Source organism: Streptomyces sp. NBC_00829 (assembly GCF_045161795.1).
Taxonomy (GTDB): Bacteria; Actinomycetota; Actinomycetes; order Streptomycetales; family Streptomycetaceae; genus Streptomyces.
The window spans coordinates 5,908,593-5,934,963 of the sequence record NZ_CP108867.1 but is presented as its reverse complement, the minus strand read 5'-3'; the positions used below and the strand labels follow the sequence as shown (position 1 = coordinate 5,934,963).

The following is a 26,371-nucleotide window of genomic DNA, read 5'->3' as shown; positions in this document are numbered from 1 at the left end:
CCAACGCTAACCGAGCGCCCGACGGGCTGCTCCGCGTAGGTGCGGTTCCAGTGTCGTTGCGCCGGCGGCGAAGACGTCGCGTGGCTCACGCGCTCAAGGGCCACATGGAAGGGCATCCGCCCAGTGAGGTCACGCTGCCGTCGCCAAGGCCCGACAGAGAGCTGATCACCAAGAGCCTGGTGTTCGTGCGCACGAACAGGGCCTGAGGTCGACGACCCCGGGCCCTGTTCGTCGATCAATGAGAAGGTCGCTCTGACCTGCGCCTACAACACCGGCAGATTCTTCCGCAGCTCGAACGCCCTGACCTCCGAGCGGTACTCCTCCCACTCCTGATTCTTGTTGCGCAGGAACTTGTGCAGCGTGGGGCGACCCTCGAACGACTCACGCCGAGGTACCGGTGACCTGCGATCGAGCGGCCGTCCACGGTCGTTGTTGGTCACTGTGGGCCGCCCTCCGACGGCCCACACACGGCCCAACTCGGGCCCCACGCTGGGTACTGGTGAAACTTTGATCGCTGACCACTGACTTGTAAGTTCGAACCAAGCTCACAGCGACCTGCCGGAACCCATGTCCCGCGCCTGACGGCCGGTGCTCCGGGGGCCATCATGAGCTGCTTCTTTGGGCGTGCCCGTCAGTGACTCGTGTTCCCCGCCGTTCCCCGCTCGATCGGGCACGCAAGGGGCATGACGGCGGCCCCTGCATGTCAGCTTGGCGTAGCCCCACCACTTACCGGTGTCGTCGGTCGCCATCACGGCTATATAGGCAGAAGATGGACATGACGGACCTGGCGGCAATGCGTCAGTGCGCCGGGACGCAACAGCGGGAAGGAGGTGCGACGCCATGCCCCAGTTCATGGATGTCCACCACGGTATGAAGGGCATCACGGCCGACCAGCTGATGGAGGCCCACAGCGCCAATCGGGCCATCGAGGAGGAAGAACACGTCCACTTCGAGAAAGCCTGGGCGGACCCGGAGTCCGGCACGGTCTACTGCCTCTCTGAGGCTCCCTCGGCTGAAGCGGTCCAGCGCATCCACGAACGTACTGGTCGCCTTGTCGACGAGATCCACCCGGTACCCCTGACCGTGTGAACAAAGAGGCTGGCCTAGCGCCGTAGGTGTGCGGGGTGCCGTGAAAAGGACGCTCCGCACGCCTTTCTCGACCCACCACTATCCCGGCGCCCATCCCGTACGCCGTCGACCCACACACCATGGAGCGGGCGTGGTTCATGGCGTCCAGGTGGAGCGCGCCTGGCGGGAAGCTTGTGTTCGCTCCGCCCAAGCGCAACAAGGAGCGGGATGTACCCCTCCCCGATCGCGTTGCCGACGTGCTCAAGGCACACATGGACGCGCATCCGCCCGTTGAGGTCACACTGCCGTGGCCGAGGCCCGACGGAGAGCCGATCACCAAGCCTGTTGTTCGTGCGCCCAGACGGTGAGGGGGCCGTGCGCCGTACAGACTTCAACACGCGCTATTGGAAGCCCGCGCTCGTCGCTGCCGGGGTCATTCCCGAGCCCAAGCCGCGCGAGCGCCACCAGGCCGCCCGTGAGCACGGTATGCACGCGCTACGGCACTTCTACGCCTCGGTACTCCTGGACTCCGGGGAGAACGTCAAGGCGCTGAGCACGTACCTGGGGCACGGAGACCCCGGTTTCACCCTCCGGGTGTACACGCACCTGCTGCCGAGCAGTGTGGGGCGTGCGCGGAAGGCCGTGGACAGCATGTACGAGGGTGCCGATTCTGCGCCTGACGGCCCACAGACGGCCCAGGGCGGGTGAGACACGAACAGGGCCTGCGGTCGTCGACCGCAGGCCCTGTTCGTCGAGCACTGAGGAAGTGGCTCTGCCCTGCGCCTACAGCACGGGCAGGTTCTTCCGCAGCTCGAACGCCGTGACCTCCGAGCGGTACTCCTCCCACTCCTGCTTCTTGTTGCGCAGGAAGAAGTCGAAGACATGCTCACCCAGCGTCTCGGCGACCAGCTCGCTCCGCTCCATCAGCGTGATCGCCTCGCCCAGGTTCTGCGGCAGCGGCTCGATCCCCATCGCCCTGCGCTCGGCGTCCGACAGTGCCCACACGTCGTCGTCCGCGCCGGCCGGGAGTTCGTAGCCCTCCTCGATGCCCTTGAGACCCGCCGCCAGCAGCACCGCGTACGTCAGATACGGGTTGGCGCCCGAGTCGATCGAGCGGACCTCGACGCGGGACGAGCCCGTCTTGCCCGGCTTGTACATCGGGACCCGAATCAGTGCCGAGCGGTTGTTGTGGCCCCAGCAGATGTACGAGGGCGCCTCGCCGCCCGCCCCCGCGCTGCGGGCCGAGCCGCCCCAGATGCGCTTGTAGGAGTTCACCCACTGGTTCGTCACGGCCGAGATCTCCGCCGCGTGCTTGAGCAGGCCCGCGATGAAGGACCGGCCGACCTTGGAGAGCTGGTACTCCGAGCCCGACTCGTAGAAGGCATTGCGGTCGCCCTCGAAGAGGGAGAGATGCGTGTGCATTCCGGAGCCGGGGTACTCGCTGAACGGCTTCGGCATGAACGTCGCCTGGACGCCCTGCTCCAGCGCGACCTGCTTCATGACCAGGCGGAACGTCATGATGTTGTCCGCCGTGGACAGCGCGTCCGCGTACCGCAGGTCGATCTCCTGCTGGCCGGGCGCGCCCTCGTGGTGGCTGAACTCGACCGAGATGCCCATGGATTCGAGCATGGTGATCGCCTGGCGGCGGAAGTCCATGCCCACGTTCTGCGGGGTGTGGTCGAAGTAGCCGGAGTTGTCCGCGGGCACCGGCCGGGTGCCGTCCAGCGGCTTGTCCTTCAGCAGGAAGAACTCGATCTCCGGGTGGGTGTAGAAGGTGAAGCCCAGGTCGGAGGTCCTGGCGAGGATCCGCTTCAGGACGTACCGCGGGTCCGCGAAGGACGGCGAACCGTCCGGCATCAGGATGTCGCAGAACATCCGCGCCGTGCCGGGGGCCTCGGCGCGCCACGGCAGGATCTGGAAGGTACTCGGATCCGGCTTGGCGATCATGTCCGATTCGTAGACCCGCGCGAAGCCCTCGATCGCGGAGCCGTCGAAGCCGATGCCCTCGTCGAACGCCTGCTCCAGCTCGGCCGGAGCCACCGCGACCGACTTCAGGAAGCCGAGAACATCGGTGAACCACAGGCGCACGAAGCGGATGTCGCGCTCCTCGAGCGTACGGAGCACAAACTCCTGCTGCTTATCCATTTCCACCCATCCTTGCTGGTCAAGCCGCCTGCTCCGCACGAGCATGCCATCCAAGAGTTTCAGGCGCGTTGCGCGGCGCGTCCACTGCCCCTGTACCGGCTGTGCCCATTGTGGGTCAGGGCCTCCTCCGGGACGAGCCCGAGACCCGGTCTCTCTCTCGCGGAAGCGGTTGTTTAGTGCCCCGTAGAGGTGCCGGACGCCCGCGCACACTACGATCTGCGCCCATGGGGGGTCCCCGGGTGAACGGCATCGCGCGCACCGCGCGTCCCATGGCGCTGCTGAGTGCCGTGGCGACGCTCCTCAGCGCGCTCTTCATCTGTGTGAGCCTGCCTTCCGGGCACCACGCCCCCGCGTCCGCCGCCGACGGCGACACGGTGACCGTATACAGCTGCCCGTACGACGACGGTGGCTGCGGCCTGCTGCCGACGGTCAGCCCCGCCGTGCTGACCGCGCCGCCGCTGGACTCCCCGCTCGACGCGGCCGAGCAGCCGGCGCGCCCCGGCCAGACGGACAGCGCCGGTGCACCACCCCGCTCGCAGGCGCAGCCGCGCGCTCCTGGCCTGCACGTCCTTCAGGTGCTGCGGACCTAGAGGCCCCGCACCCACCGCAGCCCCCGACAGCTTTTCTTTGACGAAGGACGAGACATCATGGCTTCACAGACCAACGACCGCCGGGCCCGAATAGAAGAGATGCGCCGCGCCGAGCAGTCGCGCGAGCGCCGCGGCCGCATCATCACCATCGCCGTCAGCGCGGTCGTGGTGGCCGGTCTGGTCGGCTTCGGCGTCTTTGTGCTGAACAAGGAGTCGGACAAGAAGGAGCAGAAGGTCGCGGAGGCCAAGGCTCCGGTGACCGGCGAGAAGTCCTGGGACGCGAAGAAGCTCGGCCGCAACCATGTCACCAAGGCCGTCACCTACCCGATGAAGCCGCCGGTGGGCGGCGACCACAACCAGGTGTGGATGAACTGCAACGGCGACGTCTACAAGGAGCCGATCCCGGACATGAACGCGGTGCACTCCCTGGAGCACGGCGCGGTCTGGGTGACGTACAACGACAAGGCTCCGGCCGCCGATGTGACCAAGCTCGGCGAGAAGGTCAAGAAGACCCCGTACACCCTGATGAGCCCGTTCAAGGACCAGGCCGGGGCGATCATGCTGAGCGCCTGGGGCAAGCAGGTCACGGTGGACAGCGCCGAAGACCCGCGGGTCAGCCAGTTCTTCACCAAGTACGTGCAGGGCGCGCAGACTCCTGAGCCCGGCGCCGCGTGCACCAACGGACTGGGCGCGAAATGATCCGTGCGACGCGTACGCACTGGGCGGCGATCGCGGCGGTCGCGCTCGCGCTGCTCTTCGCCGGGGCCGCGGCCGTGGCCTCGGCGGGCGGCGGGGGCACCGAATCCCGTACTCCTTCGGCGGACTCGGCGGACGCGGGCTTCGCGCGCGATATGTCGGTTCACCACCAGCAGGCGGTGGAGATGTCCTTCATCGTGCGGGACCGTACGCGGGACGACGAGGTGCGCCGCCTCGCGTACGACATCGCCAACACCCAGGCCAATCAGCGCGGGATGATGCTGGGCTGGCTGGATCTTTGGGGGCTGCCCAAGCTTGCCGCGGACAGTGAGCCGATGGCCTGGATGGCGCAGGAGGGCGGGCACGGCTCGCACACCGGCCACCCGGGGCATGGCACGCACGAGGCCAAGGACGGTTCGCTGATGCAGGGCATGGCGACACGCACCGATCTCGGGCGCCTCGGCAAGGCAAGCGGCAAGCAGGCCGAGATCGAGTATCTCCAGCTGATGCTCATCCACCACAACGGCGGGATCTCGATGGCCGAGGGATGTGTGAAGCTCTGCACCGTCGATACGGAGCGGAGCCTCGCGCAGGGCATGGTGGACGCCCAGCGCTCGGAGGTCGAGCTGATGGTGGCCCTGCTCCACAAGCGGGGCGCCGAGGTCCGCGCCTCCTGACAGCGGCGCCTCGGGCGTACGCCTACAGGCTGAGGCGGTACGCCCGAGGGGACCCGGCCGTCCCCGGATACCGCCTCGGCCGTCCGCCCCGGTGAACCTCCAGGTGACCCGGGGCGGACGCACATGTGCCCGGAGGCTCCCGCCGGGTGATCCGCGGGGTCAGCGGCGCCACCATGCCCTCCCTCCGCACGCTCGGGCCTGCTGCGGTCGCGTACTCCGAACGGCCCAACGACAATGGGGGGGCTCGGGGCGTCGGACACGCCAGGAGGTACGAAGCCATGACCACCGCCAGAGACATCATGCATCCGGGGGCGGAGTGGATCCCCGCCCACGAGACCCTCGACCGGGCGGCGCGGCTGATGCGCCGGCTCGATGTGGGGGCGCTGCCCATCGCCGACTCCAACGAACGGCTCTGCGGCATCCTCACCGACCGCGACATCGTCGTCGGATGTGTGGCGATGGGACACGACCCCGCGAAGGTCACCGCTGGTGACCTGGCCAAAGGCACTCCGCGCTGGATCGACGCCGGCTCGGACGTGGGCGAGGTGCTGAACGAGATGCAGGGCCACCGGATCCGCCGCCTGCCCGTGATCGAGAACAAGCGGCTGGTGGGAATGATCAGCGAGGCGGATCTGGCCCAGCACCTCTCGGACGGGCAGATCGCCGCCTGGGTGGAGCACGTCTACGCGAACGGCTGATGCCGCACGCTTCGTACGGCCGGTCCGCCTCCCGTGCGGCCCGTCCCCTCCAGGACGGCCCGCGCGACCGCGTCCGGGCGGTCCAGCATCATCAGATGCCCGGACCGCTCCACCGCTTCGAAGCGGGCGCCGAGTTCATGGGCGAACGAGCGCTGCCGTGCAAGCCAGCGCTCTCCGGCGGCGGTCGCGGCGAGCACGGTGACGGGGGCGGCGGGAAGCGCGTTCCGCTCGCGCAGGGCGAGGAGTTCGGCGGCGACCGCGCGGTAGTGGGTGTTCTCCAGGAGCGCGCCCTGGAGAACCCGCGAGGTGGCGTAACAGCGCCGGACGAGCCCGGCGGGGGCCGGATCGCCGCCGCCGGTGCGGGAGATACGGACCGCGGCACGGCGGGTGAGCGGGCCGAGGGCGGCGGGCACTCCGGCGGCCGACAGGACGGTTCCGAGCGCACGGGCGGCGGCGGTGCGCACGGCGGGCGCGGCAGGCACGCGCGCGTGCTCCTCGATGCTGGAGTCGACGAGCACGACGGCCGCGGTACGGGCGGGGTGCAGCCGGGCGAAGGCCTCGACGTGGAACCCGGCGATCGAGTGCCCGACGACGGTTGCGGGGCCGCGCAGGCCGAGCGCGTCCAGTACGCCCTTGATGCGGTGGGCCTCCCCCGCCGCGGACGGCACGACGGCGGCGGGGGCGCTGAGCCCGTGCCCTGGCCTGTCGAAGCGGACGACGGTGCGGTGCTCGGCGAGCAGGGGGACGACGGGGTCCCAGTCGAACCAGCTCATCGCGAGACCGGCGCTGAGCACACAGACCGGACCACTGCCGTCGACGGCCACATGGTGCGGCACGTCTCCCACGCGTACGAACGTCACTGCCCGTTGTCCCTTCCCTCCCGCGTTCCCGCGCCGAGGACGGGCGCGGGCACCGTCGGCCAGCCTGTCACGACCGGTGCGTGGAGCCGTCGCCCGGCCCCGGGTCCGGCTGCCGGGGCAGTCCGGGGCACGCCGTCATGATCTGCCGGGCCGGTGCGGCTCGCACGTCGATGCATACCGGGTGGGGGTAAGCTGCGAGCCATGGCGATCGGTGGGCGCGAGCGGTTCGGGCAGCTGCTGCTGTTCACGGCGCTGCTGCTCGGGATCGCCACGATGCACACGATGGGGCACCCGGCGCCCGGGCACGGCGGCGGAACGCAGGAGCACATGGCCGCGTCCTCCGCGGTGAGTTCCGCCGCGCACGCGAGCTTGTCCATGCCCCGTACCGTCGCGGACGCGAGTTCGCCCTCGGACCGGATCGCATCCACGGACCGCGCCTCGACCGCCACGGACCTGAGCCCGTCGGCCACGGGCCCGGGGGCATCAGCCACGGACCTGAGGGCGACCTCGTCCATGCCTGTCACGTCCATGGCTGTCACGTCCATGGCTGTCACGTCCGCCGGGCTTCCGGGCGCCTCCGGCCCCGGCGACCCGGCGTACGCCGGACCGGAGTTGCCGGGCATGAGCATGGACCCGATGACCGTGTGCCTCGCCGTGGTGGACACCTTCACCTTGGTGCTGCTGGCCGTCGGGCTGCTGCGGACCGACCCCGTCGCTCTGCTCGCGGCCTTCCACGCCCGGATACTCCGCGCGCTGCGGACCGACCCACGTCCCCGCAGGTCCCTCCTCGCCAGTCTGTCGGTGCTGCGGATCTAGAAGTGGGCCCGGCTGTCCTGGAACCTCCGCGCTCCGAGCGGTGTGCCAGAGACGGCGGACGCGCCCACTCGCACGTATCACCACACACACCACGAGGTGCTCTCCGTCATGCGCACTCACCCCACCCGGCGCGCCGTGCTCGGCGCCGCGATCGCCGCCGCCGGCACGGGAGTTCTGTCGGCCTGCTCCGGGCCGAAGGACACGGGCCACGACTCGATGAATCACGGCGGGGCCGCGAGGGCCACCCCGGACGGCTATGTCTCGCCCGACGGCCCGGAGGTCGTCGAGCGGGAGGCCAAGCGGGGCTCGGGCCCTGTCCGGACCGTGAAGCTGACCGCCACGGCGACACCGCTGGAGCTCGGCGCCGGCCGCACGGTCACGTCCTGGGCGTACGGCGACCGGCTGCCGGGCCAGGAGGTCCGCGTCACCGCGGGCGACACCCTGGCACTCACCCTCGCCAACAACCTCCCGCAGTCCACGTCCATGCACTGGCACGGCCTGGCCCTGCGCAACGACATGGACGGCGTCCCCGGTGTCACCCAGCCCGCGGTCAAGGCCGGCGCGTCGTTCGACTACCGCTTCACGGTCGCGGACCCCGGGACGCACTACTTCCATCCGCACATGGGTGTGCAACAGGACCGCGGTCTCTATGCCCCGCTGATCGTGGAGGACCCGAAGGAGCCGCTGGCGTACGACAAGGAGTGGGTCGTCGTCCTGGACGACTGGGTCGACGGCGTCGACGGCTCGACCCCCGACGACGTGCTGGCGGAGCTCCGCCACGGCATGGCCGGGCACCCGGGCATGGACATGCCTTCCCCGACCGGGAGTCCGCAGGGCCCGTCACGGACGACGACGGGAGCGACCAGCCCGCTGCTCGGCGGCGATGCCGGCGACGTGGCGTATCCGTACTACCTGGTCAACGGCCGGACCGCGGACGACCCCACGGTCTTCGTCGCCAAGCCGGGCGACCGTATCCGGCTGCGCATCATCAACGCGGGCGGGGACACGGCTTTTCGGATCGCACTCGGCGGACACACGCTGACGGTGACGCACACGGACGGCTTCCGCGTGGTGGAGGCCAAGAGCGACGCCCTCCTGCTGGGTATGGGCGAGCGGTACGACGCGCTGGTCACCGCGGGCGACGGTGTCTTCCCGCTGACGGCACTGGCCGAGGGGAAGAGCGCCGCCACGATGGCCGTGCTCCGGACGGGCAGCGGGGAGCTCCCGGCAGCGTCCGTGCGGCCCAAAGAGCTCGACGGGCAGTTGGTCACCGCGGACAGGCTGCGCGCCCACGAGTCCGTCGCGCTTCCCGCGCGCGACCCGGACCGCACGGTCCACCTGCGGCTGACGGGCAACATGTCGCAGTACAACTGGGCCTTCGACCGCACGCCCTACACCCCTGACCAGCGTCATCCGGTCCGGGCGGGCGAGCGGGTCCGGCTGGTCTTCGCCAACAACACGAGCATGTGGCACCCGGTCCATCTCCACGGCCACACCTTCGCCATGGCGAACATCGCGGGCGGCCCCCGCAAGGACACCGCCATCCTCCTGCCGGGCGGCACGCTGATGGCGGACTTCGACGCCGACAACCCGGGCCTGTGGATGATCCACTGCCACAACGTCTATCACTCGGAGTCCGGGATGATGACGATCCTGGGCTACCAGAAGTAGCGGGCGGGGCGCCCCGGAGTGGGGTGCCCCACATCTCCCCGCCGGGACATCGCGTCAGAAAGACGATTACACTGGGCGGCGTGCCTCAACTACGCCTCGCTCTGAATCAGATCGACTCGACCGTCGGCGATCTCGCCGGCAACGCCGAGGCGATCGTGCACTGGACCCGGCACGCCGCCGAACAGGGGGCGCATCTCGTCGCCTTCCCCGAGATGGTGCTGACCGGCTATCCCGTCGAGGATCTGGCCCTGCGGTCCTCCTTCGTGGAAGCGTCCCGGGCCGCCCTGCGGTCGCTCGCCGGGCGCCTGGACGCCGAGGGCTTCGGCGAGCTGCCGGTGATCGTCGGCTATCTCGACCGCTCCGAGCGTGCCCAGCCCCGCTACGGCCAGCCGGCGGGCGCTCCGCAGAACGCAGCCGCCGTGCTGCACCGCGGCGAGGTGGTGCTGACCTTCGCCAAGCACCACCTGCCGAACTACGGCGTCTTCGACGAGTTCCGCTACTTCGTGCCGGGCGACACCATGCCGGTGATCCGTGTGCACGGCGTCGACGTGGCGCTGGCGATCTGCGAGGACCTCTGGCAGGACGGCGGCCGTGTGCCGGCCACGCGGTCCGCCGGCGCGGGCCTGCTGGTCTCCATCAACGCCTCGCCGTACGAGCGGGAGAAGGACGACACCCGCCTCGATCTGGTGCGCAAGCGCGCGCAGGAGGCCGGCTGCACCACCGCGTATGTGGCCATGATCGGCGGGCAGGACGAGCTGGTCTTCGACGGCGACTCGATCGTGGTCGACGCGGCGGGCGAAGTCGTGGCGCGTGCGCCGCAGTTCGCCGAGGACAGTGTCGTGCTCGACCTGGACCTGCCCGCCGCCTCCGCCGAACCCCCGACCGGCGTGGTCGACGACGGGCTGCGCATCGAGCGTGTCGTCCTCGGCGAGGAACCGCTTGCGGCGTACGAGCCGGTGCTTGCCGGCGGTTACGCCGACCGTCTCGACGACGACGAGGAGGTGTACTCGGCACTGGTCGTGGGCCTGCGCGCGTACGCCGCCAAGAACGGCTTCCGCTCGGTACTGATCGGTCTGTCCGGGGGCATCGACTCGGCGCTGGTCGCGGCGATCGCCTGCGACGCACTCGGCGCGCAGAACGTGTACGGCATCTCCATGCCGTCGAAGTACTCGTCGGACCACTCCAAGAGCGACGCGGCCGAACTGGCCCGCCGTACCGGTCTGAACTTCCGGACCGTGTCGATCGAGCCGATGTTCGACGCCTATATGGGCGCGCTCTCCCTGACGGGTCTGGCCGAGGAGAACCTCCAGTCGCGACTGCGCGGCACCCTGCTGATGGCCCTCTCCAACCAGGAGGGCCACATCGTGCTCGCGCCGGGCAACAAGTCCGAGCTGGCGGTGGGCTATTCGACGCTCTACGGCGACTCCGTCGGCGCGTACGGGCCGATCAAGGACGTCTACAAGACGACCGTCTTCCGGCTCGCGAAGTGGCGTAACCGGGCGGCGGGGGAACGCGGGCAGGTCTCGCCCATCCCCGAGGCGTCGATCACCAAGCCGCCGAGCGCCGAGCTACGGCCCGGCCAGGTCGACACCGACTCGCTGCCGGACTACGACGTACTGGACCGGCTCCTGGAGCTGTACGTCGACCGGGACCAGGGCAAGGACGCGATCGTCGCGGCCGGCTTCGACGAGGAACTGGTGGCGAGGACGCTGCGGATGGTGGACACGGCGGAGTACAAGCGGCGCCAGTACCCGCCGGGCACCAAGATCTCGGCGAAGGGCTTCGGCAAGGACCGGCGGCTGCCGATCACGAACCGCTGGCGCGAGACGACGAGCGGCTGAGCTGACCGGGACCGGAGGCCGTTCCGCGGGGCGGGAGGCTACCGGGCTGCGGGGCGGGAGGCTACCGGGCTGCGGGGCGGGAGGCTACCGGGCTGCGGGGCGCCTCTCAGGTGCCGGACACCTCGGAAACGGGCACCGCGGAACCGGATGCTTCGGTACGGGGGCTTCCCGCGGCGATGATGCGGGAGGCCCCCGTACCCGTACCGCGCCCGCCGCGGTCGAGCAGTCCCGCCGTCACGGCGATGGCCAGCCCGGCGACGGTCAGGACCGCGCCGACGAGGGCCGGTGAGGTCCAGCCCCAGCCCGCGGCGACGGCCGCGCCGCCGAGCCAGGCGCCGCCCGCGTTCGCGAGGTTGAAGGCGGAGTGGTTGGAGGCGGAGGCCAGCGTCGGGGCATCCTGCGCCTTCTTCATCACCAGCATCTGCAGCGGTGTGGTGGTCATGAAGCCGACGGCGCCCAGCACGACCACGGTGACCAGCGCGGCCCACTGGTTGTGCACGGTGAACCGGAAGGCCACCAGTACCAGCGCGAGGGCCGTGAGCGAGCCGTACAGCGTGGGCCGCAACGCGCGGTCGGTCAGCGGGCCCGCGGCGAGCGCACCGAGCGTCATGCCGATGCCGAAGAGGGCGAGGACCAGGGTCACGGAGGACTCACCGAAGCCCATCACCTCCGTCGTCATGGACGCGAGGTAGGAGTACACCGCGAAGACACCGGCGAAGCCGAAGACCGCGGTGAGCAGGCCGAGGAGCACCTGGCGGCTGCCCAGCGCGCGCAGTTCCCGGCCCACGCTCTGGTGCGCGTCGAGGGGTACGTACGGAACGAGCCTCGCGAGCGCTGCCATCGCGACCAGGCCGATCACCGTGACGACCAGGAACGTGGCGCGCCAGCCGAGGTGCTGGCCGAGCAGGGTCGCGGCCGGTACGCCGACGATGTTGGCGACCGTGAGGCCGAGGAACATCGTGGCCACCGCGCGCGCCTGCCTGCCGTCCGCCACCAGTCGTGCCGCGACGACCGCGCCGACACCGAAGAACGCGCCGTGCGGCAGCCCGGCGAGGACGCGGCCCGCGACCAGCCAGCCGAAGCCGGGGGCGAGCGCGGAGGCGAGATTGCCGACGACGAACAGCGCCATCAGCAGCAGAAGCATCCGCTTGCGGGGGATCCGGGAGCCGATGGCGGTCAGCAGCGGGGCGCCGATGACGACGCCGATCGCGTACGCGGAGACCAGGTGGCCCGCGGTGGGGACGGAGGTGTGCAGGTCGCCCGCGACATTGGGCAGCAGGCCCATCATCACGAACTCGGTCGTGCCGATGCCGAAGGCGCAGACGGCCAGCGCGAGCAGCGCGAGGGGCATGGAGTGCCTTTCCCGGGTTAGTTCTCTTCCGAAACAAATTCTCGCACGAGAATCGTTCCGCCCGGTGAACTCCTGGTTTCGCCCCGGAGGCCGGCTTCCCGGCCTTCCTGGGCCGCACGGGACGCCGTCCTGGGCCCGCCTCCAGGGGGCCGCTCAGAGTTTGATGCGGGCGGCGATCGGAAGGTGGTCGCTGTCGGTGCGGCCCAGAGTCCAGGAGGAGACCGGCTCCACGTCCTTCACCATGATCTGGTCGATGCGTGCCATCGGGAACGCCGCGGGCCAGGTGAAGCCGAAGCCGTCGCCCGCCGCACCCTGCGTGGAGCGCATCTGCGAAGTGACGGAGTTCAGCGAGCGGTCGTTCATCGTGCCGTTGAGGTCGCCGAGGAGCACGACCTTGCCGACCTCGTCCCGGTCGATGGCCGCACCGAGCGCGACCGCGCTGCCGTCGCGCTGGTTGGCCGTGAACCCGGCGTTGAGCTTGACGCGCACGGAGGGCATATGGGCGACGTAGACAGCAACCGTGCCCTGCGGCGTCCGGACGGTGGAGCGCATGGCGCGGGTCCAGCCCATGCCGATGTCCACCGGCGAGGTGTCCGTCATGGGGTACTTGCTCCACAGCCCGACCGTGCCCTGCACGGAGTGGTACTTGTACGTCCCGGCCAGCGCCTGTTCGTACGCGGCGACCTGACCCGTCGGCAGCTCCTGGAGCGCGAGCACGTCGGCGCCGGAGGCGGCGACCTGCCGGACCGTGCCGGCGGGGTCGGGGTTGTCGGCGTTGACGTTGTGGGTGGCGACGGTCAGTTCGCCGCCGCCGCCCGACTTGTCGCTGACCAGACCGCCGAAGAGATCGAGCCAGACCACGGTCGGCAGCAGCAGCGCGATCAGCGCGGTGGCCGACCGCCGCACGACACCGATGACGAGGATCACCGGGAGGAACACCGCGAACCACGGCAGGAAGGTCTCACCGAGACTGCCCAGGTTGCCGATCCGGTTGGGGATCCGGGCGTGCAGGATCATCAACAGGGCGATGAGAACGGCGAGGACGGCGAGGAGGACGCCGCGCCGCCAGATGCCTGGGTCACCGCGCCAACCGCCGAGCAGGCTCCGGAACCGGGCCCCGGTGTGCCCGCTCTGCGGGCTGCCGTTACCTGTCTCCGTCTTGTACGCCTGCACCATGGAGCTGTCCTCACTGCCTTGCGGTCCCACCGGCTTCGCCGTCGACATTAGGCGATGACGGGCGGGTCGCCGCCGTCGCCGGACGGCCGTTCTGCCACAAGGACGAGATAAGCGGGGGACGGGGTTCCTGATAGCAGCCAGGTGGGAGCGCTGTGACAGAACACGCATACTTCGGCCGGGCGCCTGACGAGGGCGGATGAGGCTCCCCGGCGAATCAGTGTGGCGGTCCGGCGTGGCGGATCGAGGTGGCGGATCGAGGTGCCGGATCGAGGATCGACGTGGCGGTCCGGCGTGACAGATCGACGTGACGAACCAGTGTGGCGGTCCGGTCCGCGGCAATGCGGCGCGGCGAACGATCGACGGCGATCAGCGCGGCGGGCGCACGCCCTCGAGAACCGCGTCGACGATCCGCTCCGAGCTGCCCTCCCCCGGCGTGCCTTCGGGCCTCAGTACGGTCCGTACCAGCATCGGGCCGACGAAGAGGTCGCCGAGCAGATCGAAGTCGAGGTCGGAACGGATCTCCCCGTTCGCGATGCCGCGCCGGAGGACTTCGTCCATGCGTCGGCGCCGGGGGACGACGGAGGTGTGGTGGTACATGTGCCACAGCTGGGGATAGCTCTGCATCTGCGCGAAGACGTTGTGGAGCAGGGCGGAGGAGCGTTTGGCGAGACCGCGCCGTCGCAGCATCTCGACCATCGCGACGAGGTCGTCGCGTACGGAGGTGCCGGGCAGCGGCGGGTCGACCGGCTCCATGGAGCGCACGACATCGACGAAGAGGGCCTCCTTGCCGTCCCAGCGGCGGTAGATGGTGGCCTTGCCGACGCCTGCGGTGCGGGCGATGCGCTCGATGGAGAGCTCGGACAGGGGCAGGCCCTCTTCGAGGAGATGGACGACGGCGTCGATGATGGACCGCTCGACGGCCTCGCTCCGCGGGCGCCCGGGCCGCGCTTTGCGGTCCTGGACCCGCGAGCCGCGCGATGCGGCGGAGGGTTCCGTGCCGCCCGCGGTCCTCACCGCGTCGCCGCCGCCGGCCCCCCGGGCGCGGGCGGCCGGCGCGGGCCCTCCGGCCGGGCCGGTCCCCGCGGAGGCCCCCGCCGGGCCGGTCCCCGACGAGACCGCGCCGGCCCGCACCGGGGCCCGTGGCGGGCCCGCAGGCGGTGTCTCCCCCGCGCCCGGGGCCGTTCCCTGGCGTTCACGCTCTTCCTGGGGCTCCCTCACGGGCACGTCTGCTCCTCCGCCTTCCGCCGTCGTCATCGCCGCCAATTCTCGCTGACGGACCACGGGCCGTGCGTCAGCGACCGGCGCTCTCCCGTTCCGGCTCGGAATCCGCCGCGGGTGCCGGCTTCCGTACACCCGGCAGGAAGAGCAGCACCACGAGCGCGCCGACCAGTGCCACGCCCGCCGAGGCGAACGCCGTCAGATGCATCGCGCTCAGGAACGCGTCGTGCGCGGGCGCGACGAGCGCCTTGCCCGCGGGGCCGAGCTTCTCCGCGACCCCGAGCGTCGCCTCGATCGACTCACCCGCAGCATCCCGCGCCCCGCTCGGAACCGCGTCGAGATGTCCCTCGATCTGGCCCCGGTACTGGGTGGACAGCAGTGAGCCGAGAACCGCGACACCCAGGGCCCCGCCGACCTGGCGGAAGGTGTTGTTGATCGCCGAACCGGATCCGGCCTTCTCCCGGGGCAGAGCCTGCATCACCGACACCGTCGCCGGCGTCATGATGTGCGCCATCCCCGCGCCCTGCACGAAGAAGACCACTTCGAGCACCCACAGCGGGGTGGACGCGTCGAAGAAGGCGAAGGCGGCGAGGCCCACCGCGACCAGGAGCATGCCCGCCGTGCAGACCGCCCGCGCGCCGAAGCGGTCGACGACGAGCCGGGCACGTGGCGCGAAGACCATCTGGGCGATGGCCAGCGGCAGGATCAGCAGCCCGGAGTCGAGCGCGCTGTAGCCGCGCACGCTCTGGAGGTAGAAGGCGGAGAAGAAGGTCACGCCCATCAGCGCGAAGAAGACCAGCGCGATGGCGGCGACCGCGGCCGAGAAGGCGGGTTTCTTGAAGTAGTCGATGTCGATGGCCGGGTGGTCGCTGCGCTTCTCGTGCAGAACGAAGCCGACGAGCACGGCCAGGCCGCCGAGGATCGGGAGGAGCACCGAGGGGATGGTGAAGTCGGCGAGCTCGCCGCCGCGGATGATGCCGTACACCAGCAGGACGAGGCCGATCACGGAGAGTGCCACGCCGATCGGGTCGATGCGTCCAGGGTTCGGGTCCTTGGAGTCGGGCACCAGGATCGCCATGGCGATCAGCGCGACGATCACGACCGGGACGTTGACCAGGAAGATCGAGCCCCACCAGAAGTGCTCCAGGAGCAGTCCGCCGGTGATCGGGCCGACGGCGATGGCGAAGCCGACGCTGCCGGCCCAGATGCCGATGGCCTTGGGCTGCTCGTCGCGCTCGAAGACGTTCATCAGCACGGCGAGCGTCGCGGGCATCACGAAGGCCGCGCCGAAGCCCATCAGGGCGCGGTAGGCGATGAGCTCGCCGGGCGAGCCGGAGAACGCGGCCAGCGCGGACCCCGCGCCGAAGACGAGGATGCCGAAGAGGAGGACCTTCTTGCGGCCGATGCGGTCGCCGAAGAGACCCGCGGTGAAGAGGAGTCCGGCGAAGACGAGCGTGTAGGAGTTGATCGCCCACTCCAGCTCGCTCTGGGTGGCGCCGATGCCGACGGGCTCGGGGCTGGCGATCGTCTTGACCGCGACGTTCAGGATCGAGTTGTCCAGCACCACGATGAGCAGGCTGAACATCAGGACGGTGAGGATCGCCCAGCGGCGGCGGTGGACGGCTTCGGGTATGCGGGGTACGGCAGGTGCGCCGGACGGAATCGACATGAGCGCCACCCTAGCCTCATTTCGATACGAGACCGTCTCGTATAGGAACACTTTACCGAACAACCGGGTCCTCTTCCGTCCGGGTGGCACGAGGTGCCACCATGGAGGAGATCCGGGGACGCCGTCAGGGCGCCTCGAGATGACGAAGGAGCCGTTAGCCATGACGCTTCAGGCTGCCCAGAAGCCCACCGACAGCAGCAAGGCGCTGTACGGCGGCAAGGGCACTCGCCGCATCACGGTCCACGACATCACCGCCGCCAAGGAGCGCGGCGAGAAGTGGCCGATGCTCACCGCATACGACGCGATGACCGCGTCCGTCTTCGACGAGGCCGGAATCCCGGTCATCCTCGTGGGCGACTCCATGGGCAACTGCCACCTCGGCTACGAGACCACCGTGCCGGTCACCATGGACGAGATGGCCGTGCTCTCCGCGGCCGTCGTCCGAGGCACCCGGCGTGCCCTCGTCGTCGCCGACCTCCCCTTCGGCTCGTACCAGGAGGGTCCGGTCCAGGCCCTGCGCAACGCCACCCGGCTGATCAAGGACGCGGGCGTCGGCGCGGTCAAGCTGGAGGGCGGCGAGCGCTCCCTGGGCCAGACCGAGATGCTGGTGCAGGCCGGCATCCCCGTCATGTCGCATCTCGGGCTGACGCCGCAGTCCGTCAACACCATGGGCTACCGGGTCCAGGGCCGTGACAACGAGGCGGCCCACCGGCTGGTCCGCGACGCCAAGGCCGCGCAGGACGCGGGCGCGTTCGCCGTCGTCCTGGAGCTGGTACCGGCGGAGCTGGCCGCCGAGGTCACCCGCAGTCTGCACATCCCGACCATCGGCATCGGCGCCGGCGCCGACACGGACGCCCAGGTCCTCGTCTGGACCGACATGGCCGGGCTGACGGGCGGCAGGGTGCCGCGCTTCACCAAGCAGTACGCCAACCTCCGCGAGACGCTCGGCGACGCGGCGAAGGCCTTCGCCTCCGACGTCGTCGGCGGGGCGTTCCCGCAGGAGGAGCACACCTTCCACTAGCCACTTCCGGCACGACCGACGGCCCGCCGACATCCCCCATCGGCGGGCCGTCGGCTTGCGCGTGCCCGGCCGCGGCCCTGCGGCGGCCCTGCGGCGGTCATCGACCGGTGAACCGCCGCCCGTCGGTCCTCCTTCGCCCCTCCCCTGACCTGCGGCTTCTCAGCTACCGATGAAGCGTTCACCTTCTGTCGGCAGGCTGTCGGCGGCCTGTAGGCAGCTTGTAGGCGGGGCCAGGCACTGTAGGGGCCATGACGCGAATCGACAAGAACGCCGTCGAGGTACGAGGCCTCGTGAAGCATTACGGCGAGACGAAGGCGCTGGACGGGGTGGACCTCGACGTCCGCGAGGGCACCGTCCTCGGTGTCCTCGGCCCGAACGGTGCCGGCAAGACCACGCTCGTACGCTGCCTCTCCACGCTCATCACCCCGGACGCCGGCCATGCGGTCGTCGCCGGATACGACGTGGTGAAGCAGCCGCGGCAGCTGCGCCGCACGATCGGCCTGACCGGGCAGTACGCCTCGGTCGACGAGAAGCTGTCCGGCTGGGAGAACCTGTACATGATCGGGCGGCTGCTCGACCTGCCCCGCAAGGACGCCCGCCGCCGGGCCGACGAGATGCTGGAGCGCTTCTCGCTCACCGACTCGGCCAAGCGGCCCGCGATGCAGTACTCGGGAGGTATGCGGCGCCGGCTCGACCTGGCCGCCTCGATGATCGGCAGCCCGGCCGTCCTCTACCTGGACGAGCCGACGACCGGCCTCGACCCCCGTACCCGCAACGAGGTGTGGGACGAGGTGCAGCGCATGGTCGCGGAGGGGGCGACCGTGCTGCTCACCACCCAGTACATGGAGGAGGCCGAGCAGCTCGCGAGCGAGCTCACGGTCATCGACCGCGGGCAGGTCATCGCCAACGGCCGCGTCGACGAGCTGAAGGCCAGGATCGGCGGCCGAACCCTCCAGGTCCGCCCCAGCGACCCCGCGCAGCTGACCGAGATGGCCCGCGCGCTCGGCGAGTCCGGCCTGGACGGGATCGCCGGTGCGACCCCCGTGCACGACGAGGGACTGCTGTACGTGCCGATCCTGAGCGACGAGCAACTGACCGCCGTCGTCGGCCTGCTGGGAGCACGGGGCTTCGGCATCTCCCACATCGGCACCCATCTGCCCAGCCTGGACGAGGTGTTCCTGGCCATCACCGGCGAAAAGGCGCACGTGTCCGACACGATCGACGAGGAGGTCGCCGCATGAGTACGGCAACTGCCACCACCGCCCGTCCGTCCGCACCGGCGCCCGCCCCCGTGAAGGGCCCGCCGCCCGGCGAGGGACGGATCGGACTGCGGGGAAATCTGCGGCACATCGGCGCGCTCGTGCGCCGCAACGCCCTCCAGATCAAGCAGGACCCGGAGTCGATGTTCGACGCCCTGCTGATGCCCATCATCTTCACGCTGCTGTTCGTGTACGTCTTCGGCGGCGCGATCTCCGGCAAGGGCAATCAGCAGCAGTACGTCAACTACGTGGTCCCCGGCATGATGGCGATGATGGGCATGAACATCGCCATGGCCGTCGGCACCGGCGTCAACGACGACTTCAAGAAGGGCGTGATGGACCGCTTCCGGTCCATGCCGATCGCCCGCTCGTCCGTACTCATCGCCAAGATCGTGGTCGAGGTCGGCAGGATGACGGTCGCCACGGCCGTCCTGCTCGCCATGGGCTTCATGCTCGGTCTCCAGATCCACACCTCGGTTCTCGAACTGCTCGCCGCGGTCGCGCTGTCCATGGTCTTCGGCGCCTCGCTGATGTGGATCTTCATCCTGCTCGGTCTCACCATGAAGACGGCCCAGGCCGTCCAGGGAGTGGCCATGCTCGTCCTGATGCCCCTCCAGTTCGGCTCGTCGATCTTCGCCCCGCCGACCACGATGCCCGGCTGGCTGCAGAACTTCACCGACTACAACCCGCTGTCCAACCTCGCGGACGCGGCTCGGAGCCTGATCAACGGGGGCCCGGTCGCCCACTCCGTGTGGATGACCCTCGCCTGGTCGGTCGGCATCACGCTGGTCACGGCGCCGCTCGCGGTCGCAAGGTTCCGCAAGAAGACCTGATCGCCCCAGGGCGTCACAGCAGGGCGGCTGCCTCGTCGAGCGTGAGGCGGCCGCCCTCGGCGTACGCGGCCGTGTAGTCCGCGTCGCCCAGCACGGCACGTACGGCCGTCTCCGCCTCGGCGCGGCTCTCCCGCTCGTACGCGGCGGAGAAGTGGCCGTCCGGCAGCAGGGCGTCGGAAGTCCCCAGCAGCCGGGCGGCGTCCCGCGCGCGCTCCGGGTGTCCGAGCGCCAGCGCGCCTGCCCCGGTGACCAGATGCAGCGACGGCATGTGCGGAGCGACCATGAGGGTCAGCGGATCGCGCGCCTTGTCCAGCGCATGGCCCGCCCTTCGCAGCGACTGTCCGTGGTCGCCGTCGATGAGGTCGAGCCGGGCGAGCAGCCCGGTCACCATGCCTTCGAAGATCGCCATGGTGTTGGACTGGAACTGCGCCAGCAGCAGCTCGACTTCCGCGCGCGCCTCCCGCGTGCGGCCGGTGCGGCCCAGCCACAGGGCCAGGTAGAGCCGGGCGAAGGCCGTCGGCTCCCCGCCCACGCCCAGATGGTCGGCCAGCACGTCACGGATGAGCGCCTCTCCACGCTCCTCCTCCCCCATCTCCAGGAGGATGCCGCCGAGGCGGGAGCGCAGGACCGCCGTCTGCGCCTGGGCGCCGATCTGCTCGGCGTAGGCGACGGCGGCCGTGAAGTCCTCGGCGGCCTCCTGGTACCGGCCGCTGCGTTCGTGGGCCTCGCCGCGCGCGGACAGGGCCTCGGCGGCGCCCCAGGCATCGCCGAGGCGGACGAAGATCCCCAGTGCCTCGTCCGCGTCGACGGACGCGTCGCCCGACCACTCGCTCCGGTTGGCAAGGACATTGGCCCGTGCTTGGAGGGACGAGGCGAGCTCCCACTCGTATCCGAAGTCGCGGCAGGCCCGGACGGTCCCGTCGAGCAGACTCCGGAGGCGGTCGGTGTCTCCGGTCATCACCACGGCGAAGAACCAGAGCGAGCCCGGTGGGCGGCAGGTCTGCGGGAGCCCGGGCCGGTAGGCCTGGGTGATCCCGCGCAGCCGCTCCAGCTGCCCCGGGGTTGTCCACTCGTCCACGTCGTAGTCCATGAAGACCATCCGGATCAGCGCGGCACCGCGCCGGGCCTCCTGGAGCAGTTCGGGCGACATCGGCGGCGGCCGGTCCGTGAACCGTTCGGAGACGGCGGGGGCCGGGGCCACCGGCGGCGCGAAGGGGTCGGGGCCGAGCTCGCCGGCGGCTGTGGCCCAGTGGCGGGCCTCGGTCCGCAGATCGCGCATCTGCCAGTACCAGGACAGACAGAGCACGAGGCAGAGGGCTTCCTGTTCGTCGTGGGCGGTCACGGCGCGGCGCAGCGCGGTGCGCAGGTTCTCGTACTCGCGCTGGAACAGGTCGATGGCCGCGCGCTGGCCGGCGCCGCGCAGGAGGGGGTCGGTGGCGCGGGCCACCTCCCGGTAGTGGACGAGGTGCTGACGCTCGACGGCGGCGCGTTCGGCTGCCTCGTCGAGCCGTTCGGCGGCGTACTCCCCGACGGTTTCGAGGAGGCGGTAGCGCATCTCGCCGTCGGGGGTGGGGGCGGCGACGACGAGGGACTTGTCGATGAGAAGGCCGAGCACGTCGGCGACGTCGAGAGCTTGCGCGCCGCTGCCCGGGGCCGGGCTCCGGTCCACCGTCAGGGCCTGGGCCGGGTTCGGGGCCTGGGCCGGGTTCGGGGCCTGGGCCGGGTTCGGGAGCTGGGCCGGGTTCGGGAGCTGGGCCGGGTTCGGGAGCTGGGCCGGGTTCGGGAGCTGGGCCGGGTCGGCGCAGACGGCCTCGGCCGCGGAAAGGTCGCAGCCGCCCGCGAAGACCGACAGCCTTCGCAGGACGGCGCGTTCGGCGTCGTCGAGGAGGTCCCAGGACCAGTCGACGACGGCACGCAGGGTCTGCTGGCGCGGGAGTACGGTGCGGCTTCCGCTGGTCAGCAGGCGGAACCGGTCGTCGAGGCGGTCGGCGATCTGCCGGGGCGTGAGCATCCGCAGCCGGGCGGCGGCCAGTTCGATGGCCAGCGGCAGCCCGTCGAGCCGGTGACAGATCTCCGCGGACGCCTCCGGGTCGTCCTCGGTCCGGAAGCCCGGCCGCGCCGCGGCCCCGCGCTCCGCGAACAGCCGCAGCGCCATCGGGTCCGGCAGCGGGTCCACCGGCCGCACCAACTCACCCGGCACGCCCAGCGGTTCCCGGCTGGTGGCCAGCACGGTCACACCGGGGCAGCTCTCCAGCAGCCGTTCGGCGAGGGCGGCGGCGGCGTCGACGACATGCTCGCAGTTGTCGAGGAGGAGCAGCATGCGGCGGCGTGCGCAGTGCTCGGCCAGCCGTACGAAGGCGTCGTCGCTGTACCCCTCGGCGGCCCGCAGCTCCTCGGCGCCGGCGCCGCGCAGCACCGTCTCGCGTGCGCCGAGCGCGGTGAGTACGGCCTCCGGGACGGTCTCGGGGTCGTCCACGGGCGCGAGTTCGGCGAGCCAGACCCCATCGGGCCAGGGGTTCTCCGCAGCGGTGACGGCCCGTTCGGCGGCCTCCTGCGACAGCCGGGTCTTCCCGGCGCCGCCGGGTCCCAGGAGGGTGACAAGGCGAGCATGGGCGAGGTCGCCGCGGATGGCTTCGATGTCGGCGTCGCGCCCGACGAAGGAGGTGAGCCGGGCCCGCAGATTTCCGGCCCGCCTCCCCGCCGTCCCGTGCCGGGCCGTATCCGGGGCGGCCCCCAGCGGCGTCGGCTCGCCGCCCGACGGCACTGCGGTGACTGCGGGCGTGTGCGCCCGAGGTGTGCCGGTTCCGGGCAGGGAGGGACCGGTGGACGGTCCAGCGCCCGTCTCGGTGGTCCATTGGGGACGCAGCAACTCGCCGTGCAGGAAGGTGAGTTCAGGCCCCGGGTCGGTCCCCAGCCGGTCCGCGAGCACCCGGCGGATCTCGTCGTACGCCGCCAGCGCCTCCGCCGCCCGCCCGGAGTCGCGCAGAGCCCGCAGCCGCAGCGCCTGAACACGTTCGTCCAGCGGTTTCTCCTCGCACAGCGCGACGAGTTCGGGCAGCGCCTCCTCGGCGCGGCCCAGTGTCAGCGCCGCCGCGAGGCGGGCACGGCGGGCATCCAGGCGACGTGCCTCCCAGCGCGCGGCGAGGGACCCGCGCCCGGGCAGGTCGGCCAGGACCGGCCCCTGCCACAGCACCAGCGCGTCGTCGAGCAGGGCGGCGGCCTTCACCGCGTCGCCCTCCTCCAGCGCCCGCGCGCCCTCGCCCGCGAGCCGGTCGAAGCGGTGCAGGTCCACGTCGTCGCCCTCGGCGCACAGCCGGTACCCGCCGCCGTCCACGGAGGCGACCGCCGCGTGCCCCAGCGCCCGCCGCAACCGCCCGACGAGCGCCTGCACCGCGCGCACCGCGTCGGCCGGCGGATCACCGTCCCACACCTCGTCGACCAGGATGCCGACCGGGACGCCGCGTCCGGCCCGCAGGGCCAGCACGCCAAGGAGCGCGCGCAGCCGCGCACCGCCGAGCGCGACGGGCGTGCCGTCGTCGTGAAGAGCCTGTGTGGTGCCGAGAACCCGATAGCGCACCCGCCCATTGTCCCCGGTGACGGACCGGGTTCGCGCAGCAGGAACCCCTGCACCGCCGTGGGACGTTCTCCCCACGTCACCGGTACGGTCGATCCGCACGTCCCGTCCCTTCCCTGGAGCCGCGCCCATGACCACCCACACCTCCCGCCACAGCGACCGGAGGATCAGTCCGGTCTTCCTCGGGATCGTCGCCGTGATGGCGGTGACCGGTTGGGCGGTGTGGACGGACTTCGCGGCCGTCCCCGGCGTCGCCGTGTTCCTCTTCGTCACCTCGGCGTGGATCGTCTCGCTGTGTCTGCACGAGTACGCACACGCGCGCACCGCGCTCCACGGCGGCGACATCTCCATCGGCGCGAAGGGCTATCTGACGCTCAACCCCCTGAAGTACACCCATGCGCTGCTGAGCATCGTGCTGCCGGTGGTGTTCGTGATCATGGGCGGTATCGGTCTGCCCGGTGGCGCGGTCTTCATCGAGCGGGGCCGCATCCAGGGGCGCTGGAAGCACAGCGTGATCTCGGCGGCCGGGCCGCTGACCAATGCGCTGTTCGCCGTGGTGTGCACCGCGCCCTTCTGGCTGGATGCGCTGGACGGCGTGCCGGTGGTGTTCCGGTTCGCGCTGGCGTTCCTGGCGCTGCTCCAGGTCACGGCCGCGATCCTGAACTTCCTGCCGGTCCCCGGCCTGGACGGGTACGGCGTGATCGAGCCCTGGCTCTCCCACGGTGTGCGCCGTCAGGTCGAGCCGTTCGCGCCCTTCGGGCTGCTCGCCGTCTTCGGCCTGCTGTTCGTCCCCGAGGTGAACCACGCGTTCTTCGACATGATCGACGCGATCCTGCGGGGTCTGGGCGTCAGCGGCTCCGAGACGTACTGCGGCCAGGACTTCTACCGCTTCTGGCAGACCAGCGACCTCTGCGAGTCGGTCCTCAACCGCTAGCCGGGCCGGCGGCCTCGCGCTCGGCCTTCGCCCGGCGCAGGTAGAACCAGGCCATGTTCGAGGAGAGCCCGGCCAGGAGCACCCAGACGATCCCGAACCACATTCCCTGGACGAAGGACACGACCGCCGCGGCGACGGCGAGCGCGCAGACGGCCAGGGAGTACAGAGCGAGGCGGGGCATGGGGCACGGCTCCTGTCGGGGTGGTGTACGGCCCGTCCAGTGTCCCCCATACCCCGCCCGCGCCTAAACGTCGGTGACGCGCAGACCCGCGTGCGCCTTGTAGCGGCGGTTCACCGAGATCAGATTGGCGACCAGCGACTCCACCTGATGGGCATTGCGCAGCCGTCCTGCGAAGACCCCGCGCATGCCGGGGATACGGCCCGCCAGCGCCTGCACGAGATCGGTGTCCGCGCGCGCCTCGCCCAGCACCATCACATCGGTGTCGATCTCCTCGATCGACGTGTCCTGCAGCAGCACGGCGGACAGATGGTGGAAGGCCGCGGTGACCCGCGAGTCCGGCAGCAGGGCGGCGGCCTGCTCGGCGGCGCTGCCCTCCTCCGGCTTGAGGGCGTACGCGCCCTGCTTGTCGAAACCGAGCGGGTTCACGCAGTCGACGACGAGCTTGCCGGCGAGCTCCTTCTGCAGCGTCTCCAGGGTCTTGGCGTGCCCGTCCCACGGCACGGCCACGATCACCACGTCGCTGCGCCGGGCGCACTCGGCGTTGTCGGCGCCCTCGATGCCGAGGCCCAGCTCGGCGGCCGCGGTCCCGGCGCGCTCGGCGGCCCGGGACCCGATGATCACCTGCTGCCCGGCCCTGGCCAGCCGGTACGCGAGCCCGCGGCCCTGGTCACCGGTGCCGCCGAGAACACCCACGACCAGGCCGGAAACGTCAGGAAGGTCCCAGGGGTCCTTGGCCGGGGCCTTCGGCGCGGTGCCTGCACTGTCAGTAGAAGTCATGGGCCGACCTTACTTCCTGGTATGCGCCCCCCGATCGAGTGAGGCGGCCGCAACCGGGCCCGTCCGGCACGGCTGTGGTGGAGGATGCGGGCCCATGGATGCCGTACGCGTCGCGCTGCTGCGTGAAGTCCTGGCCGGGACCCAGTGGCCGGCGGCGACCCGGCGCTTCGCCGGGGTGCTGCGGTCGTCGGTGGTGCCGTACGGCGGCGGGCTGCTGCTGGTGGGCACCGAGGAGTACGAGCCGTGGCATCTGGCGGCGCATCTCGTGGACGAGGCGGCCTGGTCGGGGCAGCCGGAGCTGACGCCGACGCTGGTGCGGCACCGGGTGCGGCCCGGCGACCCGGCGCAGCTGGCGGTGGGTCTCGGCAGGCTGGAGGCGGCACGGCGCGGCGAGACGCTGCTCGTGGTGGCGCCGGCGCGGCCGGACTCCGGGCTCCTGGAACGGGTGCACGACGCACGGCGGGCCGGGGCGACGGTGCTGGCCCTGGACGGCGGCGACCCGGAGGTGCACGGTCTGGCGCACGAGACGCTGACGGTGGGTGAGCGGGGCGACGAGGTCGACATCGACACGGTGCAGCATCTGGTCAGCGCGGCGGCCGGGGAGAACGTGGTCCCGGCGCCGCGCGGCCGGCGGCGGCTGAGGGACCGGCTCTCGCGGCTCGCGGACCAGCTGACGTCACCGCCACCGCCGCGCTGGTAGATCTCCGTCGTCCGGCTGGTGGACCGCCACCGACCCGCCGGTGGACCGCCGTCGACCGGACGCGGGCGCCGGACGCGGGCGCGGGCGCCGGACGCGGGCGCGGGCGCCGGACGCGGGCGCGGGCGCCGGACGCGGGCGCGGGCGCCGGACGCGGGCGCGGGCGCCGGACGCGGGCGCGGGCGCCGGACGCGGGCGCGGGTTCGCCGACGAGGATCATCCCGCTCCCCCGCGGACCACGCCTCGGTCACCGACGGGGTTCGGTTTCCGGCCGGGCCCTCGAATCGCCGACGGGCCCGGACCCAGGCCGGACCGGCGATCGAGGACAGCGCCCGAACGGCACGGGGACGCAGCCCTATGCGCCCTCGTCGGACCCCGCCGACTTCTCGTGCCACTTCGGGTCCGTCTCCCACTCCAGGTTCCGTTCCCGCGCCGTCTCCATCGCGTGCTCCGCCTCCTCACGCGTGGCGTACGGGCCGAAGCGGTCCTTCGCCGGGCACTCCGGGCCTTCCTCGACCTTCTGGTGCTGCAGGCAGTAGTACCACTCGCCCGGTTTCCCGGCCGTACGCTTCTTGAACAGGGCCATCGTCGGCTCCTTCCTCTGGAGCCATGCTGCCCC

The 26,371-nt window shown here is 71.1% G+C and carries 23 protein-coding genes and 2 pseudogenes; 14 read left to right on the top strand and 11 right to left on the bottom strand.

Annotation, left to right across the window (positions count from 1 at the left end; all coding sequences use genetic code 11):
* Positions 1 to 263: 263 nt before the first annotated feature.
* Positions 264 to 353: pseudogene (locus OG293_RS26385) on the bottom strand (glutamine synthetase); the annotation flags it as partial.
* Positions 354 to 840: 487 nt separating this feature from the next.
* On the opposite strand from OG293_RS26385, the gene OG293_RS26380 reads away from it, so the two are divergent.
* Complete coding sequence (locus OG293_RS26380; protein WP_406001256.1) at positions 841 to 1,089, top strand: SCO4226 family nickel-binding protein; 249 nt, start codon at positions 841 to 843, stop codon at positions 1,087 to 1,089.
* A 164-nt stretch (positions 1,090 to 1,253) separates the two neighbouring features.
* Positions 1,254 to 1,776 (top strand): annotated as a pseudogene (locus OG293_RS26375) (tyrosine-type recombinase/integrase); the annotation flags it as partial.
* Positions 1,777 to 1,851: 75 nt separating this feature from the next.
* Here OG293_RS26375 and glnA read toward each other — a convergent pair.
* Entirely contained in the window at positions 1,852 to 3,213 is a 1,362-nt protein-coding gene (gene glnA / locus OG293_RS26370; RefSeq protein WP_406001255.1) for a type I glutamate--ammonia ligase, read from the bottom strand.
* A 224-nt stretch (positions 3,214 to 3,437) separates the two neighbouring features.
* On the opposite strand from glnA, the gene OG293_RS26365 reads away from it, so the two are divergent.
* The 4 genes from OG293_RS26365 to OG293_RS26350 all read left to right on the top strand — a co-directional run bounded on the left by OG293_RS26365 (position 3,438) and on the right by OG293_RS26350 (position 5,874).
* On the top strand, positions 3,438 to 3,803 hold the full coding sequence (locus OG293_RS26365) for a hypothetical protein (RefSeq protein ID WP_406001254.1): 366 nt from the start codon (positions 3,438 to 3,440) through the stop codon (positions 3,801 to 3,803).
* Between the two features lie 57 nt (positions 3,804 to 3,860).
* The gene (locus OG293_RS26360; protein WP_406001253.1) at positions 3,861 to 4,502 is read left to right on the top strand and encodes a DUF3105 domain-containing protein; all 642 of its coding nucleotides are present in this window, start codon (positions 3,861 to 3,863) and stop codon (positions 4,500 to 4,502) included.
* Positions 4,499 to 5,176: a DUF305 domain-containing protein gene (locus OG293_RS26355; RefSeq protein ID WP_406001252.1), complete on the top strand. Its 678-nt coding sequence runs from the start codon at positions 4,499 to 4,501 to the stop codon at positions 5,174 to 5,176. The genes OG293_RS26360 and OG293_RS26355 overlap by 4 nt, the downstream gene beginning before the upstream one ends.
* A 278-nt stretch (positions 5,177 to 5,454) precedes the next feature.
* On the top strand, positions 5,455 to 5,874 hold the full coding sequence (locus tag OG293_RS26350; protein WP_406001251.1) for a CBS domain-containing protein: 420 nt from the start codon (positions 5,455 to 5,457) through the stop codon (positions 5,872 to 5,874).
* Here OG293_RS26350 and OG293_RS26345 read toward each other — a convergent pair.
* A complete protein-coding gene (locus OG293_RS26345) occupies positions 5,859 to 6,734 on the bottom strand; it encodes an alpha/beta fold hydrolase (protein ID WP_406001250.1) in 876 nt (291 codons plus the stop codon). The genes OG293_RS26350 and OG293_RS26345 overlap by 16 nt on opposite strands.
* A gap of 201 nt (positions 6,735 to 6,935) precedes the next feature.
* On the opposite strand from OG293_RS26345, the gene OG293_RS26340 reads away from it, so the two are divergent.
* From OG293_RS26340 to OG293_RS26330, 3 genes are all read left to right on the top strand, one after another.
* Complete coding sequence (locus OG293_RS26340) at positions 6,936 to 7,550, top strand: hypothetical protein (RefSeq protein ID WP_406001249.1); 615 nt, start codon at positions 6,936 to 6,938, stop codon at positions 7,548 to 7,550.
* 108 nt (positions 7,551 to 7,658) lie between these two features.
* Positions 7,659 to 9,221, top strand: a complete 1,563-nt coding sequence (locus OG293_RS26335; RefSeq protein ID WP_406001248.1) for a multicopper oxidase family protein — start codon at positions 7,659 to 7,661, stop codon at positions 9,219 to 9,221.
* Positions 9,222 to 9,301: 80 nt separating this feature from the next.
* Positions 9,302 to 11,062 carry an NAD+ synthase gene (locus OG293_RS26330; RefSeq protein ID WP_406001247.1) on the top strand — a complete coding sequence of 587 codons (1,761 nt, stop codon included), beginning with the start codon at positions 9,302 to 9,304 and terminating at the stop codon, positions 11,060 to 11,062.
* Positions 11,063 to 11,168: 106 nt separating this feature from the next.
* Here OG293_RS26330 and OG293_RS26325 read toward each other — a convergent pair whose 3' ends face one another.
* The 4 genes from OG293_RS26325 to OG293_RS26310 form a co-directional block, all read right to left on the bottom strand.
* On the bottom strand, positions 11,169 to 12,413 hold the full coding sequence (locus OG293_RS26325) for an MFS transporter (RefSeq protein WP_406001246.1): 1,245 nt from the start codon (positions 12,411 to 12,413) through the stop codon (positions 11,169 to 11,171).
* Between the two features lie 153 nt (positions 12,414 to 12,566).
* Entirely contained in the window at positions 12,567 to 13,589 is a 1,023-nt protein-coding gene (locus OG293_RS26320; protein ID WP_406001245.1) for an endonuclease/exonuclease/phosphatase family protein, read from the bottom strand.
* 366 nt (positions 13,590 to 13,955) lie between these two features.
* Positions 13,956 to 14,603: a TetR/AcrR family transcriptional regulator gene (locus tag OG293_RS26315; protein WP_406003715.1), complete on the bottom strand. Its 648-nt coding sequence runs from the start codon at positions 14,601 to 14,603 to the stop codon at positions 13,956 to 13,958.
* A gap of 277 nt (positions 14,604 to 14,880) precedes the next feature.
* A complete protein-coding gene (locus tag OG293_RS26310; RefSeq protein WP_406001244.1) occupies positions 14,881 to 16,476 on the bottom strand; it encodes an MFS transporter in 1,596 nt (531 codons plus the stop codon).
* A 160-nt stretch (positions 16,477 to 16,636) separates the two neighbouring features.
* Between OG293_RS26310 and panB the strand changes: the two genes are divergently transcribed.
* The 3 genes from panB (at position 16,637) to OG293_RS26295 (ending at position 19,589) form a co-directional block, all read left to right on the top strand.
* Entirely contained in the window at positions 16,637 to 17,497 is an 861-nt protein-coding gene (panB, locus tag OG293_RS26305; protein WP_406001243.1) for a 3-methyl-2-oxobutanoate hydroxymethyltransferase, read from the top strand.
* A 248-nt stretch (positions 17,498 to 17,745) separates the two neighbouring features.
* The gene (locus OG293_RS26300) at positions 17,746 to 18,738 is read left to right on the top strand and encodes an ATP-binding cassette domain-containing protein (protein WP_406001242.1); all 993 of its coding nucleotides are present in this window, start codon (positions 17,746 to 17,748) and stop codon (positions 18,736 to 18,738) included.
* Entirely contained in the window at positions 18,735 to 19,589 is an 855-nt protein-coding gene (locus tag OG293_RS26295; RefSeq protein ID WP_406001241.1) for an ABC transporter permease, read from the top strand. Before OG293_RS26300 ends, OG293_RS26295 begins: the two co-directional genes overlap by 4 nt.
* A gap of 13 nt (positions 19,590 to 19,602) precedes the next feature.
* Here OG293_RS26295 and OG293_RS26290 read toward each other — a convergent pair whose 3' ends face one another.
* Positions 19,603 to 23,166, bottom strand: coding sequence for a BTAD domain-containing putative transcriptional regulator (locus OG293_RS26290; protein ID WP_406001240.1), 3,564 nt, complete (start codon positions 23,164 to 23,166; stop codon positions 19,603 to 19,605).
* A 127-nt stretch (positions 23,167 to 23,293) separates the two neighbouring features.
* Here OG293_RS26290 and OG293_RS26285 point away from each other — a divergent pair, with 127 nt between their 5' ends.
* Positions 23,294 to 24,097 carry a site-2 protease family protein gene (locus OG293_RS26285; RefSeq protein ID WP_406001239.1) on the top strand — a complete coding sequence of 268 codons (804 nt, stop codon included), beginning with the start codon at positions 23,294 to 23,296 and terminating at the stop codon, positions 24,095 to 24,097.
* Here the strand turns inward: OG293_RS26285 and OG293_RS26280 are convergent.
* Both OG293_RS26280 and npdG read right to left on the bottom strand, forming a co-directional pair.
* Positions 24,087 to 24,278 carry a hypothetical protein gene (locus OG293_RS26280; RefSeq protein WP_406001238.1) on the bottom strand — a complete coding sequence of 64 codons (192 nt, stop codon included), beginning with the start codon at positions 24,276 to 24,278 and terminating at the stop codon, positions 24,087 to 24,089. The genes OG293_RS26285 and OG293_RS26280 overlap by 11 nt on opposite strands.
* 63 nt (positions 24,279 to 24,341) lie before the next feature.
* Positions 24,342 to 25,055: an NADPH-dependent F420 reductase gene (gene npdG, locus OG293_RS26275; RefSeq protein WP_406001237.1), complete on the bottom strand. Its 714-nt coding sequence runs from the start codon at positions 25,053 to 25,055 to the stop codon at positions 24,342 to 24,344.
* Positions 25,056 to 25,149: 94 nt separating this feature from the next.
* On the opposite strand from npdG, the gene OG293_RS26270 reads away from it, so the two are divergent.
* Positions 25,150 to 25,755: a hypothetical protein gene (locus OG293_RS26270; protein WP_406001236.1), complete on the top strand. Its 606-nt coding sequence runs from the start codon at positions 25,150 to 25,152 to the stop codon at positions 25,753 to 25,755.
* 352 nt (positions 25,756 to 26,107) lie between these two features.
* On the opposite strand, the gene OG293_RS26265 is transcribed toward OG293_RS26270, so the two are convergent.
* The gene (locus OG293_RS26265) at positions 26,108 to 26,338 is read right to left on the bottom strand and encodes a hypothetical protein (protein WP_406001235.1); all 231 of its coding nucleotides are present in this window, start codon (positions 26,336 to 26,338) and stop codon (positions 26,108 to 26,110) included.
* Positions 26,339 to 26,371: the final 33 nt, after the last annotated feature.

Excerpts from the sequence above, each read along its gene's own strand:
- OG293_RS26380 (WP_406001256.1), top strand. The coding sequence starts at position 841 with ATGCCCCAGTTCATGGATGTCCACCACGGTATGAAGGGCATCACGGCC.
- glnA (WP_406001255.1), bottom strand. The coding sequence starts at position 3,213 with ATGGATAAGCAGCAGGAGTTTGTGCTCCGTACGCTCGAGGAGCGCGAC.
- OG293_RS26365 (WP_406001254.1), top strand. The coding sequence starts at position 3,438 with ATGGGGGGTCCCCGGGTGAACGGCATCGCGCGCACCGCGCGTCCCATG.
- OG293_RS26360 (WP_406001253.1), top strand. The coding sequence starts at position 3,861 with ATGGCTTCACAGACCAACGACCGCCGGGCCCGAATAGAAGAGATGCGC.
- OG293_RS26355 (WP_406001252.1), top strand. The coding sequence starts at position 4,499 with ATGATCCGTGCGACGCGTACGCACTGGGCGGCGATCGCGGCGGTCGCG.
- OG293_RS26350 (WP_406001251.1), top strand. The coding sequence starts at position 5,455 with ATGACCACCGCCAGAGACATCATGCATCCGGGGGCGGAGTGGATCCCC.
- OG293_RS26340 (WP_406001249.1), top strand. The coding sequence starts at position 6,936 with ATGGCGATCGGTGGGCGCGAGCGGTTCGGGCAGCTGCTGCTGTTCACG.
- OG293_RS26335 (WP_406001248.1), top strand. The coding sequence starts at position 7,659 with ATGCGCACTCACCCCACCCGGCGCGCCGTGCTCGGCGCCGCGATCGCC.
- OG293_RS26325 (WP_406001246.1), bottom strand. The coding sequence starts at position 12,413 with ATGCCCCTCGCGCTGCTCGCGCTGGCCGTCTGCGCCTTCGGCATCGGC.
- OG293_RS26320 (WP_406001245.1), bottom strand. The coding sequence starts at position 13,589 with ATGGTGCAGGCGTACAAGACGGAGACAGGTAACGGCAGCCCGCAGAGC.
- OG293_RS26310 (WP_406001244.1), bottom strand. The coding sequence starts at position 16,476 with ATGTCGATTCCGTCCGGCGCACCTGCCGTACCCCGCATACCCGAAGCC.
- panB (WP_406001243.1), top strand. The coding sequence starts at position 16,637 with ATGACGCTTCAGGCTGCCCAGAAGCCCACCGACAGCAGCAAGGCGCTG.
- OG293_RS26300 (WP_406001242.1), top strand. The coding sequence starts at position 17,746 with ATGACGCGAATCGACAAGAACGCCGTCGAGGTACGAGGCCTCGTGAAG.
- OG293_RS26295 (WP_406001241.1), top strand. The coding sequence starts at position 18,735 with ATGAGTACGGCAACTGCCACCACCGCCCGTCCGTCCGCACCGGCGCCC.
- OG293_RS26285 (WP_406001239.1), top strand. The coding sequence starts at position 23,294 with ATGACCACCCACACCTCCCGCCACAGCGACCGGAGGATCAGTCCGGTC.
- OG293_RS26280 (WP_406001238.1), bottom strand. The coding sequence starts at position 24,278 with ATGCCCCGCCTCGCTCTGTACTCCCTGGCCGTCTGCGCGCTCGCCGTC.
- npdG (WP_406001237.1), bottom strand. The coding sequence starts at position 25,055 with ATGACTTCTACTGACAGTGCAGGCACCGCGCCGAAGGCCCCGGCCAAG.
- OG293_RS26270 (WP_406001236.1), top strand. The coding sequence starts at position 25,150 with ATGGATGCCGTACGCGTCGCGCTGCTGCGTGAAGTCCTGGCCGGGACC.
- OG293_RS26265 (WP_406001235.1), bottom strand. The coding sequence starts at position 26,338 with ATGGCCCTGTTCAAGAAGCGTACGGCCGGGAAACCGGGCGAGTGGTAC.